We start from the raw sequence: 18,374 nt of genomic DNA, 5'->3' as shown, positions 1-18,374 counted from the left end.
TTGAAAATCAATAATATAAGAAACTTTTCCATCATTGCTCATATCGACCACGGTAAGTCGACCTTGTCAGACCGCATTATTCAAATTTGTGGTGGTTTAACCGACCGCGAAATGGCGGCACAAGTTTTAGACTCGATGGACTTAGAGCGTGAGCGTGGGATCACCATTAAAGCACAGAGCGTGACGCTTGATTATAAAGCTTCAGATGGTGAAACTTACCAATTAAACTTCATTGATACACCGGGTCACGTTGACTTCTCTTATGAAGTATCTCGTTCATTAGCAGCCTGTGAAGGTGCTTTGCTGGTAGTTGATGCAGGGCAAGGTGTTGAAGCTCAAACCTTGGCAAACTGCTATACCGCTATCGAAATGGACTTAGAAGTTGTTCCGGTTTTAAATAAAATTGATTTACCCGCTGCCGATCCTGAGCGTGTTGCCGATGAGATAGAAGATATTGTTGGTCTTGACGCACATGATGCAGTTCGCTGCTCTGCAAAAACAGGTATTGGTGTTCAAGATGTGATTGAGCGCCTCGTTAAAGAGATCCCACCGCCTATTGGGGATGTGGATGCACCTTTACAAGCACTGATTATTGACTCATGGTTTGATAACTATTTAGGCGTTGTTTCATTGATCCGTATTAAGAACGGAACATTGAAAAAAGGCGACAAAATTAAAGTCATGAGCACAGGGCAAGTGTATAACGCAGACCGTCTTGGTATTTTCACACCGAAGCAAATTGACCGTGATGCTTTGAGTTGCGGTGAAGTGGGCTGGTTAGTTTGTGCGATTAAAGATATCACCGGCGCCCCAGTTGGAGATACGTTAACTGGCGCTCGTAATCCAGCAGATAAAGCATTACCTGGTTTTAAAAAGGTTAAACCACAGGTTTATGCGGGTTTATTCCCCGTAAGTTCTGATGATTATGAATCATTTCGTGATGCATTAGGTAAGTTAAGTCTAAATGACGCCTCTTTATTCTACGAACCGGAAACCTCGACAGCGCTAGGCTTCGGTTTCCGTTGTGGTTTCCTTGGCTTATTGCACATGGAAATCATTCAAGAGCGTTTAGAACGTGAATATGACCTTGATTTGATTACCACTGCACCGACTGTAGTATATGAAGTGCAGCAGACCAACGGTGATATTGTGTATGTTGATAGCCCATCTAAGCTACCAGCATTGAACAATATTGAAGAATTACGCGAACCAATCGCAGAGTGCCACATGCTGATGCCTAAAGAATATTTAGGTAACGTTATTACACTTTGTATTGAGAAACGTGGCGTTCAGACCAATATGGTCTATCATGGTAATCAAGTATCGCTGACTTACGAAATCCCAATGGCAGAAGTGGTATTGGATTTCTTTGATCGCTTAAAATCAACATCTCGTGGGTATGCATCTTTAGATTATGCATTTAAACGCTTCCAGACATCAGACATGGTGCGTGTTGATGTTCTTATTAACAATGAGCGTGTAGATGCTTTGGCCTTGATCACTCACCGTGCGAATTCTCAATATCGCGGCCGTGAACTGGTTGAAAAAATGAAAGAGTTGATCCCGCGTCAGCAGTTCGATATTGCGATCCAAGCAGCGATTGGTAACCACATTATTGCTCGTTCTACAGTTAAACAATTGCGTAAAAACGTACTCGCCAAGTGTTATGGTGGTGACGTTAGCCGTAAGAAAAAACTGTTGCAGAAGCAAAAGGATGGTAAGAAACGTATGAAGCAAGTTGGTAACGTTGAGCTACCACAAGAAGCGTTCCTTGCTATATTGCACGTTGGTAAAGACTAAGTTTACAAGGAGCCTCAATGGCGAACACCTTTGCCTTGATCCTAACACTGGCAACATTAATCACAGGGATTATATGGTGTTTAGACAAGTTTAAATTTGCACCTGCGCGTAAAGCAAAACTCAAGCAGTTACAGGATGCAGCGAATGGCGCAGTGAGTGAAGCGGATGTGGCAAATGCTGTCCGCCGTCCATCTTGGCTTGAAACAGGGTCGTCTATTTTCCCTGTGTTAGCGATTGTATTGATTGTGCGCTCATTTATTTATGAGCCATTTCAAATACCTTCAGGGTCAATGATGCCAACATTGTTAGTTGGTGACTTTATGTTGGTTGAGAAATTTGCTTATGGGCTAAAAGATCCAATTACCCAAACGACACTAGTCGAAACGGGTAAGCCAAAGCGTGGTGATATCGCGGTATTTAAATATCCGAAAGATACTAACGTGGATTTTGTGAAGCGTGTTATTGGTCTACCGGGAGATAAAATTGTTTATAACCCGGATGCTAAAGAGCTAACAATTTACCCTAATTGTGCTGACAACAAGTGCACAGAGAAACTGCCAATTGTTTATGGTCCTCTAGCCCCGAGTGAGTGGACAATGTTCCTTGATATCGGTTCTGTTGTTGATAACCAAAAAGGGAATTATGAAGTTCCGTTAGATCAAGCATTACCAAGAAATGCACTACGTCAGTATGAGCGCAGCGAAAAATTAGATACTGTAGAGCATCAAATTCTTATTATTCGCCAAGCGATTACTGAAGCAAAATATTTGCAACCAGGCATGCCGAAGAATGAATGGATTGTTCCTGAAAAGCACTACTTTATGATGGGTGATAACAGAGATAATAGCTCTGACAGCCGCATGTGGGGCTTTGTACCGGAAGAAAATTTAGTTGGTCGTGCGGTATTTATTTGGTTAAGTTTAGATAAGCAAGAAAACGAATGGCCGACGGGTGTACGCTTTAGTCGAATTGGTCCACTATAATTTGATTAGTCAGTTTAGCTAAATATTGAAAATGCGGGTTTTTGTTTGAAAATCCGCATTATCCGAAGCATTATTGTTTTACCCAGTGTACAATGTAAATTAATTAATATTATTGGCTCCTCAATTATTAACTCACCTATTTTAACTTATTGTAACTAATGGTTTTTTATAATTAGTTCCACTGAGCTGCAAAAAATGTGGGAAAATAAGGTGTCAGTGCAAACGCAACAGTTTTGTAAAATGGGACATTTTACAGGTCTGTTGCGTGTGCTTTTTTATCAAATAAAAATGGTTGGGCGCACATGAACCCCTCTTTATTAGAAAGATTACAGCGTAAGCTTGGTTATCAATTCAAACAGAACGAATTATTAATCCAAGCATTGACACATAGAAGTGCAAGCAGCAAACATAATGAGCGTCTAGAATTTTTAGGTGACTCGATTTTAAGTTTTGTGATTGCAAATGACTTATACCATCGTTTTCCAAAGGTAGACGAGGGGGATATGAGTCGTATGCGAGCAACGCTTGTACGCGGAAATACATTAGCAGAAATCGCACGTGAATTTGAACTCGGTGAATGTTTACGTTTAGGGCCGGGGGAATTAAAAAGCGGTGGTTTTCGTCGCGAATCTATCCTTGCTGATACTGTTGAAGCACTGATCGGTGGTATTTTTTTAGATAGTGATATCCAAACGATCGAAAGAATTATTTTAGATTGGTATCAAAGTAGACTGGTTGAGATCAGTCCGGGTGATAAACAAAAAGACCCGAAAACAAGGTTACAAGAATATCTGCAAGGGCGCCATTTACCACTACCTAATTATTTGGTTGTTCAGGTTAAGGGTGAAGCTCACGATCAAGAATTTACGATCCACTGTCAAGTCAGTGGTATTGACCAACCGATTAATGGCGTTGGCTCAAGCCGTCGTAAAGCGGAGCAAGCAGCAGCAGAACAAGCATTGAAAATTTTGGAGCTTGAATGAGTGAATTACAATCCCACTGTGGTTTTGTTGCCATAGTTGGACGGCCAAATGTCGGTAAATCGACATTATTGAATCAATTACTGGGGCAAAAAGTTTCGATTACATCGAGAAAGCCACAGACGACTCGCCATCGTATTATGGGGATCCATACAGAAGATAATTACCAAATTATTTATGTTGATACCCCAGGACTTCATATTGAAGAAAAACGTGCAATTAATCGTTTAATGAACCGCGCTGCATCCAGTTCAATCGGTGATGTTGAGTTAGTTATTTTTGTTGTTGAAGGGACTAATTGGACCGCTGATGATGAGATGGTACTGACCAAGCTATCTAGCTTACGCTGCCCTGTGATCTTAGCGATTAATAAGATTGACAACGTCACTGATAAAACGGTTTTACTTCCTCATATTGGTATGATCAGCCAGAAAATGAATTTCTTGGATGTTGTTCCTATCAGTGCAGAAAAAGGTGTAGGTGTTGATACCATTGCTAAGATTGTAAAACAGCATATCCCTGAAGCAGTGCACCATTTTCCAGAAGACTATATTACTGACCGTTCGCAGCGTTTTATGGCATCAGAAATTATCCGAGAAAAGCTCATGCGTTTCTTAGGTGACGAACTGCCATACTCAGTTACAGTTGAAATTGAACAATTTAAAGTAACAGATGTGGGTATTTACCATATCAATGGCTTAATTCTTGTTGAGCGTGAAGGCCAAAAGAAAATGGTTATTGGTAACAAAGGTAGCAAATTGAAAACTATTGGTACCGAAGCGCGTATCGATATGGAAAGAATGTTTGATAACAAGGTTCACCTTGAGCTTTGGGTTAAGGTTAAATCTGGTTGGGCTGATGACGAAAGAGCATTACGCAGCCTAGGTTATGTTGACGACCTAAAATAGTAGGTGGCAAAGTGAGTGGTTGGCAGCGTGCGTTTGTACTCCATTCAAGGCCTTACAGTGAGACGAGTTTACTGCTCGATTTTTTTACTGAAGGTGAAGGAAAAATACGTTTACTTGCAAAAGGCGCTCGCCGTAATCGCTCACCATTAAGGGGCTGTTTACAGCCCTTTACACCTTTGCTCATCCGTTGGGGTGGCAAAGGTGAAATCAAAACCTTAATTAATGCTGATCCCGTATCTTTAGCCCTCCCTTTAACAGGTACCGTTCTATATAGCGGTTTATACCTTAATGAATTAACCGCGCGTGTATTAGAGTTTGGTACACCATATTCCGCACTATTTTTTGATTACCTCTCCTGCTTACAAATTCTGGCTGCAAGTGAGCACACTCCCGAGTTTGCATTGCGTCGATTTGAACTAGCTTTGCTTTCTTACCTTGGTTATGGTGTTGATTTTTTACATTGTGCTGGTAGCGGGGAACCTGTTTCTGACACAATGACTTACCGGTATAGAGAAGAAAAGGGGTTCATTGGCAGTTTGGTTGTTGACCAACTTAGTTTTACGGGGAAACAACTGAAAGCATTGGCGAGTCGAGAATTCCCTGACACAGATACGCTTAAAGCAGCAAAACGTTTTACCCGGTTGGCATTAAAACCCTATTTAGGTGGTAAGCCATTAAAAAGCCGAGAATTATTTCGTCAGTTTACTTATTCACCCGTTGAACATAACAAACAGAGTTAAAACTGTTTTTAATTTTATTTTTATCTAATTTGTCACGCCGTTATTACTAGCATATATCCTTTTCTCATGTGTCTTTTTAGCTGAATTAGCGTAATCAGACAACGCAAATTTTTTGCCGATATAAAATCTTACGAAGCGCTTCGCAAAAATAAAGTTCAAATACTGAAACAGAGCGTGCGGATTGGAATTTGCTTCGAATGGTGAGAGATTTATTCCCTCAACAGAGAAAATTACAGTAGGATAGTGGGTAGATAAGTTTATTAGCGTTTATTAATGGGGAATAAAAAATGGCAGAGCTTTTGTTAGGCGTAAATATCGACCATATTGCAACGGTTAGAAATGCAAGAGGAACTCAATATCCAGACCCTGTACAAGCTGCATTTGTTGCGGAGCAAGCCGGAGCTGACGGTATTACAGTGCACTTACGCGAGGACCGTCGCCATATTACAGATAGAGACATCGCTTTGTTGAATGAAACTATTCAAACGCGTATGAATCTTGAAATGGCAGTAACTGAGGAAATGGTTGAAATTGCATGCCGTATCAAACCAACTTTTTGCTGTTTAGTGCCAGAAAAGCGTGAAGAAGTCACTACTGAAGGTGGTTTAGATGTTGCGGGCCAAAAGCAAAAAGTGGCTGATGCTGTAAAACGTCTAACTGATGCGGGTATTCTTGTTTCATTATTCATTGATGCGGATCATCAACAAATTGATGCTGCTCAAGCGTGTGGCGCACCATTTATTGAAATTCACACTGGAGCTTATGCTGATGCGAAGTCAGAACAAGAGCAAGAGTTAGAATTTCGTCGTATTCGTGATGGCGTCGTGTACGCAGCAAGTAAAGGCATTAAAGTCAATGCAGGTCACGGCTTAACATACCATAACGTTCAACGCATTGCGCAGTTGCCTGAAATTTATGAGCTTAATATTGGCCATGCAATTATTGGTCGAGCTTTATTTAGTGGGTTGGCTCAAGCCGTTGCTGACATGAAAAAAATCTTATTAGAAGCACGCAAATAATGGCAATTGTTGGATTGGGAACGGATATTGTTGAAATTGCACGTATTGAGTCTGTTCTTGAACGAACGGGTGATAGCTTAGCAAAAAGGATCTTAACGGAGACTGAGTTAGTTCAATATCAACAACAGTCAAAGCCAGCTCGCTTTTTAGCTAAACGGTTTGCAGTGAAAGAAGCAGCAGCTAAAGCATTAGGCACTGGGATCCGTAATGGCTTAGCATTTAACCAATTTGAAGTCAGCAATGATAAATTGGGGAAACCATTACTAAGCCTAACAGGAGAAGCATTGGCACTAGCAAATCGGTTAAGAGTCACGCATTGCCATGTTTCTATTACCGATGAGCGGCACTATGCATCTGCGACAGTTATCATAGAAAGTAATTCTTAAACCGATGTCATATTGAGCTGCCAGTAAGAGTTACTGGCAGCATTTAGGGGTAACTAGGCGAATAATTGAAAACAAAGTGAAGTTAAGCCTAAATTTTATCCGCATGGTGAATGGCGACAAACTTATCCCAAAGCTGTTCTTCAGTTTCGATATGTTGCGGATCAGTGATGATCGTATTAGTAATTGGGCATACGGACTGGCAAGTAGGTTTGTCGTAATGGCCTACACATTCAGTACATAGAGTTGAGTCAATTTCATAAATTTCATCGCCCATAAAAATTGCATCATTTGGGCACTCAGGTTCGCACATATCGCAATTGATACAGCGTTTTGTAATTAATAAAGACATATCAGTGATTTACATTGTATTAAGTTAAAAACTAGTAACTTATACCTTGCACCTATTCGTTACTTTCGTTTGGTTTTTATATTTTTATGTCGTGTATTTTACCTTTAAAGTTCGAAAAAAGTAACAACAAATCATAATGTAGATGCTTTATATCATTTAAACGATAAATTTATGTTTTTTGCGTTCAATTTTTGTTACATCAAGATGTTGGCAGTCTTTTCTGTTATTTGAGTGATATCTGGATAGTTACCTTCTGATTTTACAATAATCAGTAAATTAGAATATAATAATAATGTAAGCTTAGATGAGGATATAACTAGACTTGTACTAAAAAATTGAATTTAGATGTGTGAAATAAAATTTATTATTTTAAATTAATTACTCATGATAGAGTTTTTTACGCTGATAAATTTATATTTTTATGATTAATATTTTTATTTATTTTTTATAAAAACATAATTTAAAATTAGTTATTTTAAATAAGGGGCATGGTGCCCCTTGGAAACTAATTTAAATTTTCATAAAATATAAGGCTGATATTATATGATACTATAGCTATGAGTTCTCCAGCTTTTATCTTTTTCAGCTTGACTAAATATATGAATAAGCCCATTAGCGATAAACAGAGTTGCTGATTGAATCGTACTTCCAACAGTAAATTCATCAACATAGAGTAGTTTTATACCTGCTTTATCGTCGATTTCATATAACTCGACAATTTTTTCGCTTAAATTATATCCATATAAATATTGTTTATTCTCTACCGTATCATAGAATGCTTGAATGTTACCAAGGTAGGATCTTAATTTTCCTTTTTGTGCTGGAGCATTTGGGTCAATTTTACCATTTTCAGCCATAGAATATACAACGTAAGTTTTATCTTTTGAGTGACCTAAAAAATAATTACGCTTTGCAGCACTGAACGTCATTGTTGTTGGGTAAAACTCTTCAAATGAACCATCTTGTACTAATCGTCTAATGATAGCCATATATTTATTCCTTCTAATGTTAATAATGAATAATAATGTGATTGCCTAGTTATCATAAATAAATAAGTTAGATTTAAAATAATCTTTATTATTAGTTCATTTCATATATCTAATTAATAGAATAAACATTCACAAAGATTGAAAGTTATGATAGAAATAATAAAAAAGATAAAGGGTTAAAAATATGTTCGAAAATCTTGGCGTTCTTAACTTCTGGACTTATTTGGCAGGGCTTGTACTAATCATTATCGTACCAGGGCCTAATTCATTATATGTATTAAAAACAAGTACATCGAGCGGCACACGGTTTGGTTATCGGGCTGCGCTAGGGGTATTTACTGGGGATGCGATATTAATTTTCCTATCATTTATCGGTGTCGCGTCAGTGATAAAAGCATCTCCAACGTTATTTATGATAGTGCGCTATTTAGGTGCGGCTTATCTGCTATATTTAGGCGGTAAGATTTTATATAGCACCTTTATGCGTAAAAAATCGAATCAAGACGGCATTGACGTTATCTCAATTAAAACAGAAAAACATTTTACTCGTGCCCTTGTACTTAGCTTAACAAACCCGAAAGCTATTTTATTTTATATCTCTTTCTTCATTCAATTTGTTGATTTTAATTACTCTCATGCATGGGTGCCCTACCTTGTACTCGCGACGATCTTAGAATTAGTTAGTTTTTTATACTTAAGCTTATTGATTTTTAGTGGTTACTTGATAGCGCGTTTTTTACGTGAAAAACAACTCCTTGCAAAGCTTGGAAATTGTACGGTAGGTGCTTTCTTTATGGGTTTTGCCGCTAAATTAGCGATTTTTAGTAATTAAAATTAGGCTGTTATTATAGAGGCAAAAGCATTTTAATTGCGGTCACTCTAACATTTAAGGATAATTACGTGTAAACGCATTGGCCAGAGGTAAGAGTGACGCAAATAGAAATTGATGAATATTGGATGCAACAAGCCATTGAACTTGCGCTAAAAGCACAAGATCTCGGAGAAATTCCTGTTGGTGCGGTTTTAGTTAAAGATAACCGCTTAATTGCTTCGGGTTGGAACCGCTCTATTATTGATCACAATCCGACAGCACATGCTGAGATCATAGCTTTGCAACATGCAGGGCAAGCGCTATCAAATTATCGGCTATTAGATACCACGCTATATGTCACGTTAGAGCCTTGTATTATGTGTGCAGGTGCAATGATCCACAGCCGCATTAGCCGTGTAGTTTATGGCGCGAAGGACTTTAAAACAGGAGCTTGTGGTTCTTACCTAAATATCATGGGGCAAGCTGGGCTAAATCATTATGTTGATGTTACTGGTGGTGTTCTAGAAAAAGAGTGTTCTTCAATGCTGAGTGCTTTTTTTAAACTGCGTAGAGCCCAAAAAAAAGAACAAAAGCGCTAACACAATAAAATTTAGCGCTTTTATTTTTTATTTCTGCACAACTTATAGCGGGTTTTCAGGTGCTTTTGGTGGAGAGACAGCGGCATCACCATCGGCCTCATCGGTATTTTGCGATGGGTGCAGTGAAAGCAAATATTTTCCTAATGGTAGTCTTTTTTCTTCAAGAGTTTTAGGGGGTTGTGTCGTAGAACGCATTTTCTCTAAGTGCGAAATACTCACTTTTTCAGTAACAGGGGACTGGTTTTGAATCGTTTGAGCCCCTGCTGGGGTAAGATCTTCTGGAGAAATTAAATAAATAAGTGATTTTTGCGCAATATCAAGCGCATGTTGCTTTCTTTCTTGGCTTTGTAGGTAACCAACTAGGCTTTGATGATAACGACGAATGTTTTCAACGTAACGATAAGCTTCATGGCCACGAGCATAGCCATAAGTGAGTTGTGAGTAATATTTTTTCTGCGTTAATAAGGGTAAACGGGCTTTTACGTCTAACCACCTGTTAGGGTCTCCACCTAACATTTCAGTTAATTTACGCACATCCTGCATATGCCCATATCCCATATTATAGGCAGAAAGGGCGAACCAGATACGGTCATCCTCTTCGATGGTTTCAGGTAAACGTTCCATAATATAAGCAATATACGCGGCCCCACCCTTGATACTTTCTTCAGGGTCTAACCTGTCCACAATACCCATTGTTGTTGCTGTTGGCTTGGTTAGCATCATCAAACCGCGTACCCCTGTAGGCGAAGTTGCTAAAGGATCCCAATGGGACTCTTGCCATGCGATAGCCGCTAACAGTTTCCAGTCAATGACTTGAGCGTATTTTTCAAAAAGTGGTTGATATTCAGGGAGCTTGCTATCAATTGCTTTTATAAATGCCATTGTGTCGAAATAATCGAAAGACTCTACATGGCTAAAATATTTTTCATTAAGACGTGCGAGTAATTCGGTTTCATGGCTGAGATTGAAGAAATCAAGCAATGCAGCGTCTAAACTGTTTTCTTTGCTACGACGCATGTACCAAGTGACAGCATGTTCATCCAAGAGATCAAAAGCAACGGCAATTTGAGGGTGAATGCGTTGCTGTAGCGCAACAGCGATAGAGTCTTCTAATGTGTAGTCAACCTCACCATCGGCAACCATTTCAAGGATTTGATTGGTATTGTATTTTGAGGTTTCTTCCCATTTTAGGTTTGGGTATTCTTTGGCCAGTTCTTTCAGTGTACTTGCATGAGCCGTACCTGCTGTAACTAACAATTTACCATTAATTTCATTGAAATTTTTAGGTCGATTGGTCCCTTTGCGATAGACAAGCTGTTGAGTAACATTAAGATAACTTGGACCTGTTTTCGTTTTGGCTAAACGATCTTTGTTATACAGCAAGCCCGCGACTGCGATATCAGCATCACCATTTTCAAGGTCATCGAATATTTGCTCGAATGTTGGGCGGATGGTTATTTTAAGCTTAACTCCTAGGTATGAGGCAAAGCCTTGAGCCAGCTCGTAGTCAAACCCACGCAGCTGTTTTTGCTCATCAATATAGATAAGTGGTGAGCTAACGGCACTAATACGTAATTCACCTTGAGAAATAATTTTATTAATTTGTGAATCTTGCGTATTGGGCCAACGGACGTTAAAACCGATGACCATAGTAGCCAGTAGCGCGATGACCACGACAATTAAATAGTTAACTTTTAAGTTATTCAAATAATAGTTTCTCGTGCATTGACTGGTGTTGTATGTCCATAAAAGAGTATGGCTAAGTAATGGTTATAATTCCAGTGGTCGGCTATTTTGCTCAACATTTAGGAACGGTGCAACCTATATTATCGTATTTAGCACAGAATAATATTTAACTAATCGCTTTATTTTTAATCACGCAAACGGTTTCGTATTGATGAACATTGCTCTATAATGTGTTCCGGTTTCCCTGCTTTCATGTTCAGGGCTGGCGTTTAAAAGAGAGAAATTAAGACGATGGAAATTTTGCGTGGTTCACCTGCTCTATCAGCATTTCGTATTACCCGCCTTTTGGCGCTGTTTGCAGAAAAACAGCTTCCTGTCACGGATATCTATGCTGAATATATGCACTTTGCTGAATTATCAGCGCCGTTGAGTGATAGCGAGCAAGGCAAACTAAGCAGTTTGTTAAAGTATGGTCCTTCTCTGGCAGAGCACGACCCATTCGGTAAGCTTATTTTAGTCACCCCTCGTCCGGGTACTATCTCTCCATGGTCTTCAAAAGCAACGGATATTGCCCATAATTGTGGCCTTAGCCAAGTAAAGCGCATTGAGCGTGGGATTGCTTACTATATTCAAGGTGATGAACTGACCCAAGAACAGTGGCATGAAGTGATCGCGGCGTTACACGATCGCATGATGGAAAGCATTTTCTCTTCTTTTGAACAAGCGAGCGCATTATTTGTGCAGCAGCAGCCGGCACCAATGAAATCTATTGACGTGATTACGGGCGGCCGCCTTGCATTGGAAACAGCAAATAGGGAAATGGGTCTAGCGTTAGCTGATGACGAAATTGATTACTTGCTAGATGCATTTATTGGGTTAGAACGTAACCCAACGGATGTTGAGCTTTACATGTTTGCTCAAGCAAACTCAGAACATTGCCGCCACAAAATCTTTAATGCAGATTGGGTTATTGATGGTGAAGAACAGCCTAAGTCGCTGTTTAAAATGATTAAAAACACCTTTGAAAAAACACCTGACCATGTTTTATCTGCTTATAAAGATAATGCTGCGGTGATGGAAGGTTCATCTGTTGGGCGTTTCTTCCCTGAGCCTGAAGGGCGTACCTACCGTTATCATCAAGAAGATGCTCATATCTTAATGAAGGTCGAAACTCATAACCACCCAACAGCGATTTCCCCTTGGCCAGGCGCAGCAACGGGCTCTGGCGGTGAAATTCGTGACGAAGGCGCAACGGGCCGTGGTGCTAAGCCAAAAGCCGGTTTAGTGGGTTTCTCTGTTTCTAACTTACGCATTCCCGGCTTTGAACAGCCTTGGGAAGAGGATTTTGGTAAGCCAGAACGCATTGTGACCGCTTTAGATATTATGATGGAAGGGCCATTAGGCGGCGCGGCATTTAATAATGAATTTGGCCGTCCTGCGTTATTAGGTTATTTCCGTACTTATGAAGAAAAGGTCAATAGCCACAATGGTGAAGAGTTACGTGGTTATCATAAACCTATCATGTTGGCGGGTGGCATCGGCAATATCCGTGCTGATCACGTACAAAAAGGTGAAATTACGGTTGGTGCCAAACTCATTGTACTGGGTGGCCCTTCGATGAATATTGGATTAGGTGGCGGAGCCGCTTCATCCATGGCATCCGGCCAATCAGATGCAGACCTCGATTTTGCTTCGGTACAGCGCGATAATGCAGAGATGGAACGCCGTTGCCAAGAAGTCATCGATAGCTGCTGGCAACTGGGTGATGATAACCCAATTTTATTTATCCATGACGTCGGCGCAGGCGGTTTGTCGAACGCAATGCCTGAACTGGTCAGTGATGGTGGCCGTGGTGGGCGCTTTGAGCTACGTAAAATTCTCAATGATGAACCAGGAATGAGCCCACTGGAGGTTTGGTGTAATGAATCTCAAGAACGTTATGTAATGGCCGTTTCACCCGAGCAACTTCCTGTGTTCACCGCGATTTGTGAACGTGAACGTGCTCCGTTCGCAGTGATTGGGGAAGCCACTGAAGAGCGTCATTTAACGCTGAATGATGAACACTTTGCTAACCAACCAATAGACATGCCACTGGATGTTTTATTAGGCAAAACGCCAAAAATGTTGCGTGACGTGAAAACATTAAAGGCAGAGCCGGATTCATTAGACAGAACGGCGATTAATTTAAATGAAGCGGTAAAACGTGTCCTGCATTTACCTGCTGTAGCTGAAAAAACATTCTTAATTACCATTGGCGACCGCACAGTTACAGGTATGGTTGCTCGTGACCAGATGGTTGGCCCATGGCAAATTCCTGTCGCTGACTGTGCGGTAACCACTGCTAGCTTAGATAGCTACTATGGGGAATCCATGTCAATTGGCGAAAGAACGCCAGTGGCTTTAGTGGATTTCGCTGCGTCAGCGCGTATGGCGGTAGGTGAAGCATTAACTAACTTAGCGTGTTCTTATGTGCAAGATCTTAAACGTGTAAAACTTTCTGCAAACTGGATGGCAGCAGCTGGGCACCCGGGGGAAGACGCAGGTTTATATGAAGCGGTTAAAGCGGTTGGGGAAGAACTTTGCCCTGCGTTAGGGTTAACGATCCCAGTTGGTAAAGACTCCATGTCAATGAAAACCCGTTGGCAGCAAGATGGCGAAGAACGTGAAATGACATCGCCACTGTCCTTGGTGATCAGCGCATTTGGCCGTGTTGAAGATGTCCGCTTAACAGTGACACCTGAGCTAAAAACAGGCCATGATAACGCCTTGTTATTAATTGACCTTGGACAAGGCAATAACGCACTGGGCGGTTCTGCACTTGCACAGGTATATCGTCAATTAGGTAATAAAGCCCCTGATGTACGCAGCCCGGAAGTCTTGCTCGGCTTCTTTAATACCATTCAGAAGTTATTATCAGAGCAAAAACTATTAGCCTACCATGACCGCTCAGATGGTGGTTTATTCGTGACGTTAGTGGAAATGGCCTTTGCGGGTCATTGCGGCATTAATGTTGATATCAGCTCTTTTGATGAAGACACGCTGGCAGCGTTATTTAACGAAGAGTTAGGTGCGGTCATTCAAATTCATGAAGCTGATAGAGCGTATGTGGCAGAATGCTTTGAGCAAGCAGGGCTTGCAGGCTGTGTTCATCATCTAGGTTCTGCAATAAAGGATGATGCCGTGATCATCAATAGCCGAGATACCGTTGTTTATCGTGAGTCTCGCAGCTTACTGCGTCAATGGTGGGCTGAAACGACTTGGCAAATGCAGCGTTTGCGCGATAACGAAGTGTGCGCAGATGAAGAACACGCATTAAAACAGGATAACCAAGACCCTGGTTTGAATGTGAAACTGACTTATGACATTGAAGAAGACATTGCAGCACCGTTTATTTTGTCTGGTGTGCGTCCTAAAGTGGCCGTTTTACGTGAACAAGGCGTGAACTCCCATGTGGAAATGGCTGCCGCTTTCGACCGTGCTGGTTTCGACGCAGTTGATGTGCATATGAGTGATTTACTTGCAGGTAACTTGTCTTTGGAACAGTTCCAAACATTAGTGGCTTGCGGCGGTTTCTCTTATGGGGACGTATTAGGTGCAGGCGAGGGTTGGGCAAAATCTATTCTGTTCAACAATAAAGTCCGCGATGAATTTGCTGCGTTCTTTAACCGTGCAGACACCTTATCACTGGGGGTATGTAATGGCTGCCAGATGATGTCGAATTTACATACGCTTATTCCAGGTGCAGAGTTCTGGCCGCGTTTTGTGCGTAACCGTTCTGAACGCTTTGAAGCGCGTTTTAGCTTAGTTGAAATAGCAAAAAGCCCATCGCTGTTGCTGCAAGACATGGCGGGCTCTCGTATGCCAATAGCGGTTTCTCATGGGGAAGGGCAAGTGGAAACCCGTGCGGCTGCACATTTACAGCAGTTAGAAGATAATGGGCTGGTGGCAATGCGCTTCGTAAATAACTACGGCCAAGTGACAGAACAATATCCAGCTAATCCGAATGGGTCAATTAATGGTATTACTTCGGTGACCTCGAAAGATGGCCGAGCAACGATCATGATGCCGCACCCAGAGCGTGTTTTCCGTACCGTGAGCAATTCATGGCACCCTGAAAATTGGGGAGAAGATAGCCCATGGATGCGTATTTTCCGTAACGCACGTAAGCAATTAGGTTAATTAGCATTTAAGCAAATTAGTCTCTAAGCAAATTTTGAATACAAGCACTCTATCACTAGGTATAAAGCCAACTTGATAGAGTGCTTTTTTATTATTTAAATATTAATTAATTTCTAATTTATTTCATGAATAAATTTATTAATATATCAGATTAACTTTTTAATTAAAAAATAAATTAAGTGCTAAATTGTTGAATGTTAAATAGTGCTAAGGCAGTGAATGACTTAGTTATTTATATTCACGGTAAAATTCTAGAGAGTTAATATGGATGCTATAAATAAATTAAAAATGATGATGTCTTATGATAAGGAAATTGAAGGTTTGGATTATATTGATAAGAAATCAATATACATTAATTTAATGAGAGATGGCCTTAATTTAAATGAGGAGGAAGGGCATGAAGTTAAACTGAAAAATACTAGAAATGTTGTTTTTTCAGGGGAGGTAAAATCAAATTTATTTATAAAAGGGAATAAAGAAAACAATGTATTAGATGCAGGTAAAATGAAAGCTTCGATTAATGGGTATGATGGAAACGATCATCTTATTTTTCGGTCGGGTGTTGCACGAGGTGGAGATGGCGATGATAATTATTATTTACGCCGTTATCAATGGGAGAATGTTAAGAATAAAAAAACAATTAAATTAAATGCGAGAATTGTTGAAAAAACTGAAAGCCAGAGTGAAGTTAACTTAGGTTATACGCTAAATGAGATAGCTAATGTAAAACTCATTGATAATGACCTGATGTTAACAATTAAGACAAAGTCGCCTTATAAAACGACGGATACTTTAGAGTTGAACTTAACATTAAAAAATGCGTATCAAAATTCAGCAGATGGAAAAGTATTAAAACATCATTATCAACTTTATACCCATGATGGTTTCTGTTTAACACCTATTCTAAAAAATTATAGAAATAAGGAAAGTTTTGATAAGATTTATGAGATTAGCTATTTTCAAGATAAAGATTATCTTAAGAGGCGTGCTGAGAATGACAAAGTTATCATCAATCAAGAAAAGAAAAATATTATTATCAATAATCAGGGGTATTCATCTCCGTCATGGGGGGATTTTAATCCTAATGGGAATGTTAAAAACCTAACGTACACAGGTAGTCATAATGATGATAACTTAACTATGGTAAATAGAGATAGCTATATTATAGCAACAAAAGGGAATGATATTTATCAATTGAAAATAGGTGGTCTTGCACAGTCAGAATTGACCGTTGATCTTAGTAATATGAAAGGAAGGGATGGTCGCGATAATAGCATTATTATAAAGCTGTTTGATGAATATGGAAAGCAGTTACGTGCAGAGGGTCACTCAATATATTTTGCCAATATGTTTAATGATAAAAAACTGAATATCAAATTCGTAGGTTATGAAAATAAAGAATTCCAACATATATATATAAAGGATGCGAATGATAATCTATTTAAGATTAACCTAAAGGTAGATGGACATGAAATAGTTACTGAAAAAAGACCCGATTTATTTACTCAGCAATCTGATGAATTTTACCATAGAAGAGGAGAGATTTATCAAAATGCGATTATTGATGCATTAGATGGAGATGATAAAATTTATAATTATAGTTATTTTGGCATGGTTGTTAATGGTGGAAAGGGTAACGACAGAATCGCTGCACATGAAGGAATGAATGTTTTATATGGTGGTGCTGGGAATGATTTTTTAGAGGGCAGTGTGCAAGGGGACTTATTATTATCAGATTTAGGTAATGATACCTTAAATGGCAATGATGGTAATGATCACTATATTGTTGATGGTTCTATAGGCAGCGGAATAACAGTTATCAATGATAATAATGGAATTAACAACATCCATTTAATGCATTTTAATAATAAATATAAAGATATAGAAGAAAATGGGGTGACGTATCAAGTTTTTACGTCAAATTCAAAGTTACGCGAGGTGAAAATAAAAAGAATATCCTCTGATGAAATAAATAAAAATCATATTCACCATTATGATAGGCTTCCTGGTAATATCCCAAATGATGTAAAGGAAAGTATGAGTCATATGGTAAGGTACTTGGCAGAACATAAACAATATTGGAAAAGAGAATCTCCATTATTACCATGGCAGCCGATGTTTGCTTTTAAAGGTTTTTTCGAAAACTCGGATCACGCAATAATCGATTTATCTTTACCGGAGATCCATATTACAAAGGATTCCAAACCTTCTCAGTTAGTTATGCAATTTACTGGTAATCAACATAAAGTAATAGATGAAAGTAAACACGGACGAGTATTTAAAGCCAATATGGGTACTGGAAGTATATCTATGGCACACAATAATACTGGCCATAATGTCTTGTATGCAGAAGAAGGAAATATTGATTTATACGGTGGTGCAGGAAATGACGTACTAATTGCTAATGGCCATAGTGGGTTGTTAAGTGACCAAGAAGGAGAAAATATATTTATTGTTAATGGGGAGTTCAGAGGGGAGAGTATTATTCACCACTATAATGATAAAGACAAAATACACCTAATTAGCTTTAATCGAATACCTGAACTAATAGAGCCTGATAACCAAAATGAAATAGTTCACTATATTTATAGCTCTGAGTCTGGTTATAAAGTCACGATTATCCAACACAAAAATAGTCAAGAGCCAATCGTTATTCATCATAATTCATTATCAGGGGCTCGAAAGTATACAACAGCCCAAAAACTTGAGTATTTAGTGAATACTTTAGCAGAAATGCGGTTGCAAGATGAATATAATAGCGGTGGAATTAATGATTTTGAAAGAATAAATAACCATTGGCAACCAGCTCAACTTGTTAATAATTTTTTGTCAAAAAGGTAAGTACAAAAAAATATTAAGTACATGAGCGATTTATTTTTAACGTTATAGAGCGAATAAAATATGAAGCCCTAACCTATTGATAGTCTTAGGGCTAGCTGTATTAT

14 protein-coding genes are annotated in these 18,374 nt (G+C 39.3%); 11 read left to right on the top strand and 3 right to left on the bottom strand.

Going from position 1 to position 18,374, the window contains the following annotated elements:
* The first annotated feature begins 6 nt into the window (after positions 1-6).
* From lepA to acpS, 7 genes are all read left to right on the top strand, one after another.
* Entirely contained in the window at positions 7-1,800 is a 1,794-nt protein-coding gene (gene lepA, locus CYG50_RS12285) for a translation elongation factor 4 (RefSeq protein WP_102137794.1), read from the top strand.
* Positions 1,801-1,817: 17 nt separating this feature from the next.
* Positions 1,818-2,783: a signal peptidase I gene (gene lepB, locus CYG50_RS12280; RefSeq protein WP_102137507.1), complete on the top strand. Its 966-nt coding sequence runs from the start codon at positions 1,818-1,820 to the stop codon at positions 2,781-2,783.
* Positions 2,784-3,085: 302 nt separating this feature from the next.
* On the top strand, positions 3,086-3,766 hold the full coding sequence (gene rnc, locus CYG50_RS12275; protein ID WP_102137508.1) for a ribonuclease III: 681 nt from the start codon (positions 3,086-3,088) through the stop codon (positions 3,764-3,766).
* Positions 3,763-4,671 (top strand): GTPase Era, encoded by a 909-nt coding sequence (era, locus tag CYG50_RS12270; RefSeq protein WP_102137509.1) that lies wholly within the window; start codon positions 3,763-3,765, stop codon positions 4,669-4,671. Before rnc ends, era begins: the two co-directional genes overlap by 4 nt.
* Before the next feature lie 11 nt (positions 4,672-4,682).
* On the top strand, positions 4,683-5,411 hold the full coding sequence (recO, locus tag CYG50_RS12265) for a DNA repair protein RecO (RefSeq protein WP_102137510.1): 729 nt from the start codon (positions 4,683-4,685) through the stop codon (positions 5,409-5,411).
* Between the two features lie 287 nt (positions 5,412-5,698).
* Entirely contained in the window at positions 5,699-6,430 is a 732-nt protein-coding gene (pdxJ, locus tag CYG50_RS12260; protein WP_102137511.1) for a pyridoxine 5'-phosphate synthase, read from the top strand.
* On the top strand, positions 6,430-6,816 hold the full coding sequence (acpS, locus tag CYG50_RS12255; protein ID WP_102137512.1) for a holo-ACP synthase: 387 nt from the start codon (positions 6,430-6,432) through the stop codon (positions 6,814-6,816). Before pdxJ ends, acpS begins: the two co-directional genes overlap by 1 nt.
* A gap of 88 nt (positions 6,817-6,904) precedes the next feature.
* On the opposite strand, the gene CYG50_RS12250 is transcribed toward acpS, so the two are convergent.
* Together CYG50_RS12250 and CYG50_RS12245 are read right to left on the bottom strand one after the other, a co-directional pair.
* The gene (locus tag CYG50_RS12250) at positions 6,905-7,165 is read right to left on the bottom strand and encodes a YfhL family 4Fe-4S dicluster ferredoxin (RefSeq protein ID WP_036959019.1); all 261 of its coding nucleotides are present in this window, start codon (positions 7,163-7,165) and stop codon (positions 6,905-6,907) included.
* Positions 7,166-7,704: 539 nt separating this feature from the next.
* Positions 7,705-8,154, bottom strand: a complete 450-nt coding sequence (locus CYG50_RS12245) for an XRE family transcriptional regulator (RefSeq protein ID WP_102137513.1) — start codon at positions 8,152-8,154, stop codon at positions 7,705-7,707.
* A gap of 184 nt (positions 8,155-8,338) precedes the next feature.
* Here CYG50_RS12245 and leuE point away from each other — a divergent pair, with 184 nt between their 5' ends.
* Both leuE and tadA read left to right on the top strand, forming a co-directional pair.
* Positions 8,339-8,986 carry a leucine efflux protein LeuE gene (gene leuE / locus CYG50_RS12240; RefSeq protein WP_102137514.1) on the top strand — a complete coding sequence of 216 codons (648 nt, stop codon included), beginning with the start codon at positions 8,339-8,341 and terminating at the stop codon, positions 8,984-8,986.
* Between the two features lie 95 nt (positions 8,987-9,081).
* Positions 9,082-9,564 carry a tRNA adenosine(34) deaminase TadA gene (gene tadA / locus CYG50_RS12235; protein ID WP_102137515.1) on the top strand — a complete coding sequence of 161 codons (483 nt, stop codon included), beginning with the start codon at positions 9,082-9,084 and terminating at the stop codon, positions 9,562-9,564.
* A gap of 42 nt (positions 9,565-9,606) precedes the next feature.
* Here tadA and mltF read toward each other — a convergent pair whose 3' ends face one another.
* Positions 9,607-11,271, bottom strand: coding sequence for a membrane-bound lytic murein transglycosylase MltF (gene mltF, locus CYG50_RS12230; RefSeq protein ID WP_102137516.1), 1,665 nt, complete (start codon positions 11,269-11,271; stop codon positions 9,607-9,609).
* 270 nt (positions 11,272-11,541) lie between these two features.
* On the opposite strand from mltF, the gene purL reads away from it, so the two are divergent.
* Together purL and CYG50_RS12220 are read left to right on the top strand one after the other, a co-directional pair.
* Positions 11,542-15,429 carry a phosphoribosylformylglycinamidine synthase gene (purL, locus tag CYG50_RS12225; protein WP_102137517.1) on the top strand — a complete coding sequence of 1,296 codons (3,888 nt, stop codon included), beginning with the start codon at positions 11,542-11,544 and terminating at the stop codon, positions 15,427-15,429.
* A gap of 264 nt (positions 15,430-15,693) precedes the next feature.
* Positions 15,694-18,270 carry a calcium-binding protein gene (locus CYG50_RS12220; protein ID WP_102137518.1) on the top strand — a complete coding sequence of 859 codons (2,577 nt, stop codon included), beginning with the start codon at positions 15,694-15,696 and terminating at the stop codon, positions 18,268-18,270.
* Positions 18,271-18,374: the final 104 nt, after the last annotated feature.

This window comes from Providencia huaxiensis, assembly GCF_002843235.3.
Taxonomy (GTDB): Bacteria; Pseudomonadota; Gammaproteobacteria; order Enterobacterales; family Enterobacteriaceae; genus Providencia; species Providencia huaxiensis.
Note: the sequence above shows the minus strand (reverse complement) of the source record. Positions and strands in the feature narration are given on the sequence as shown.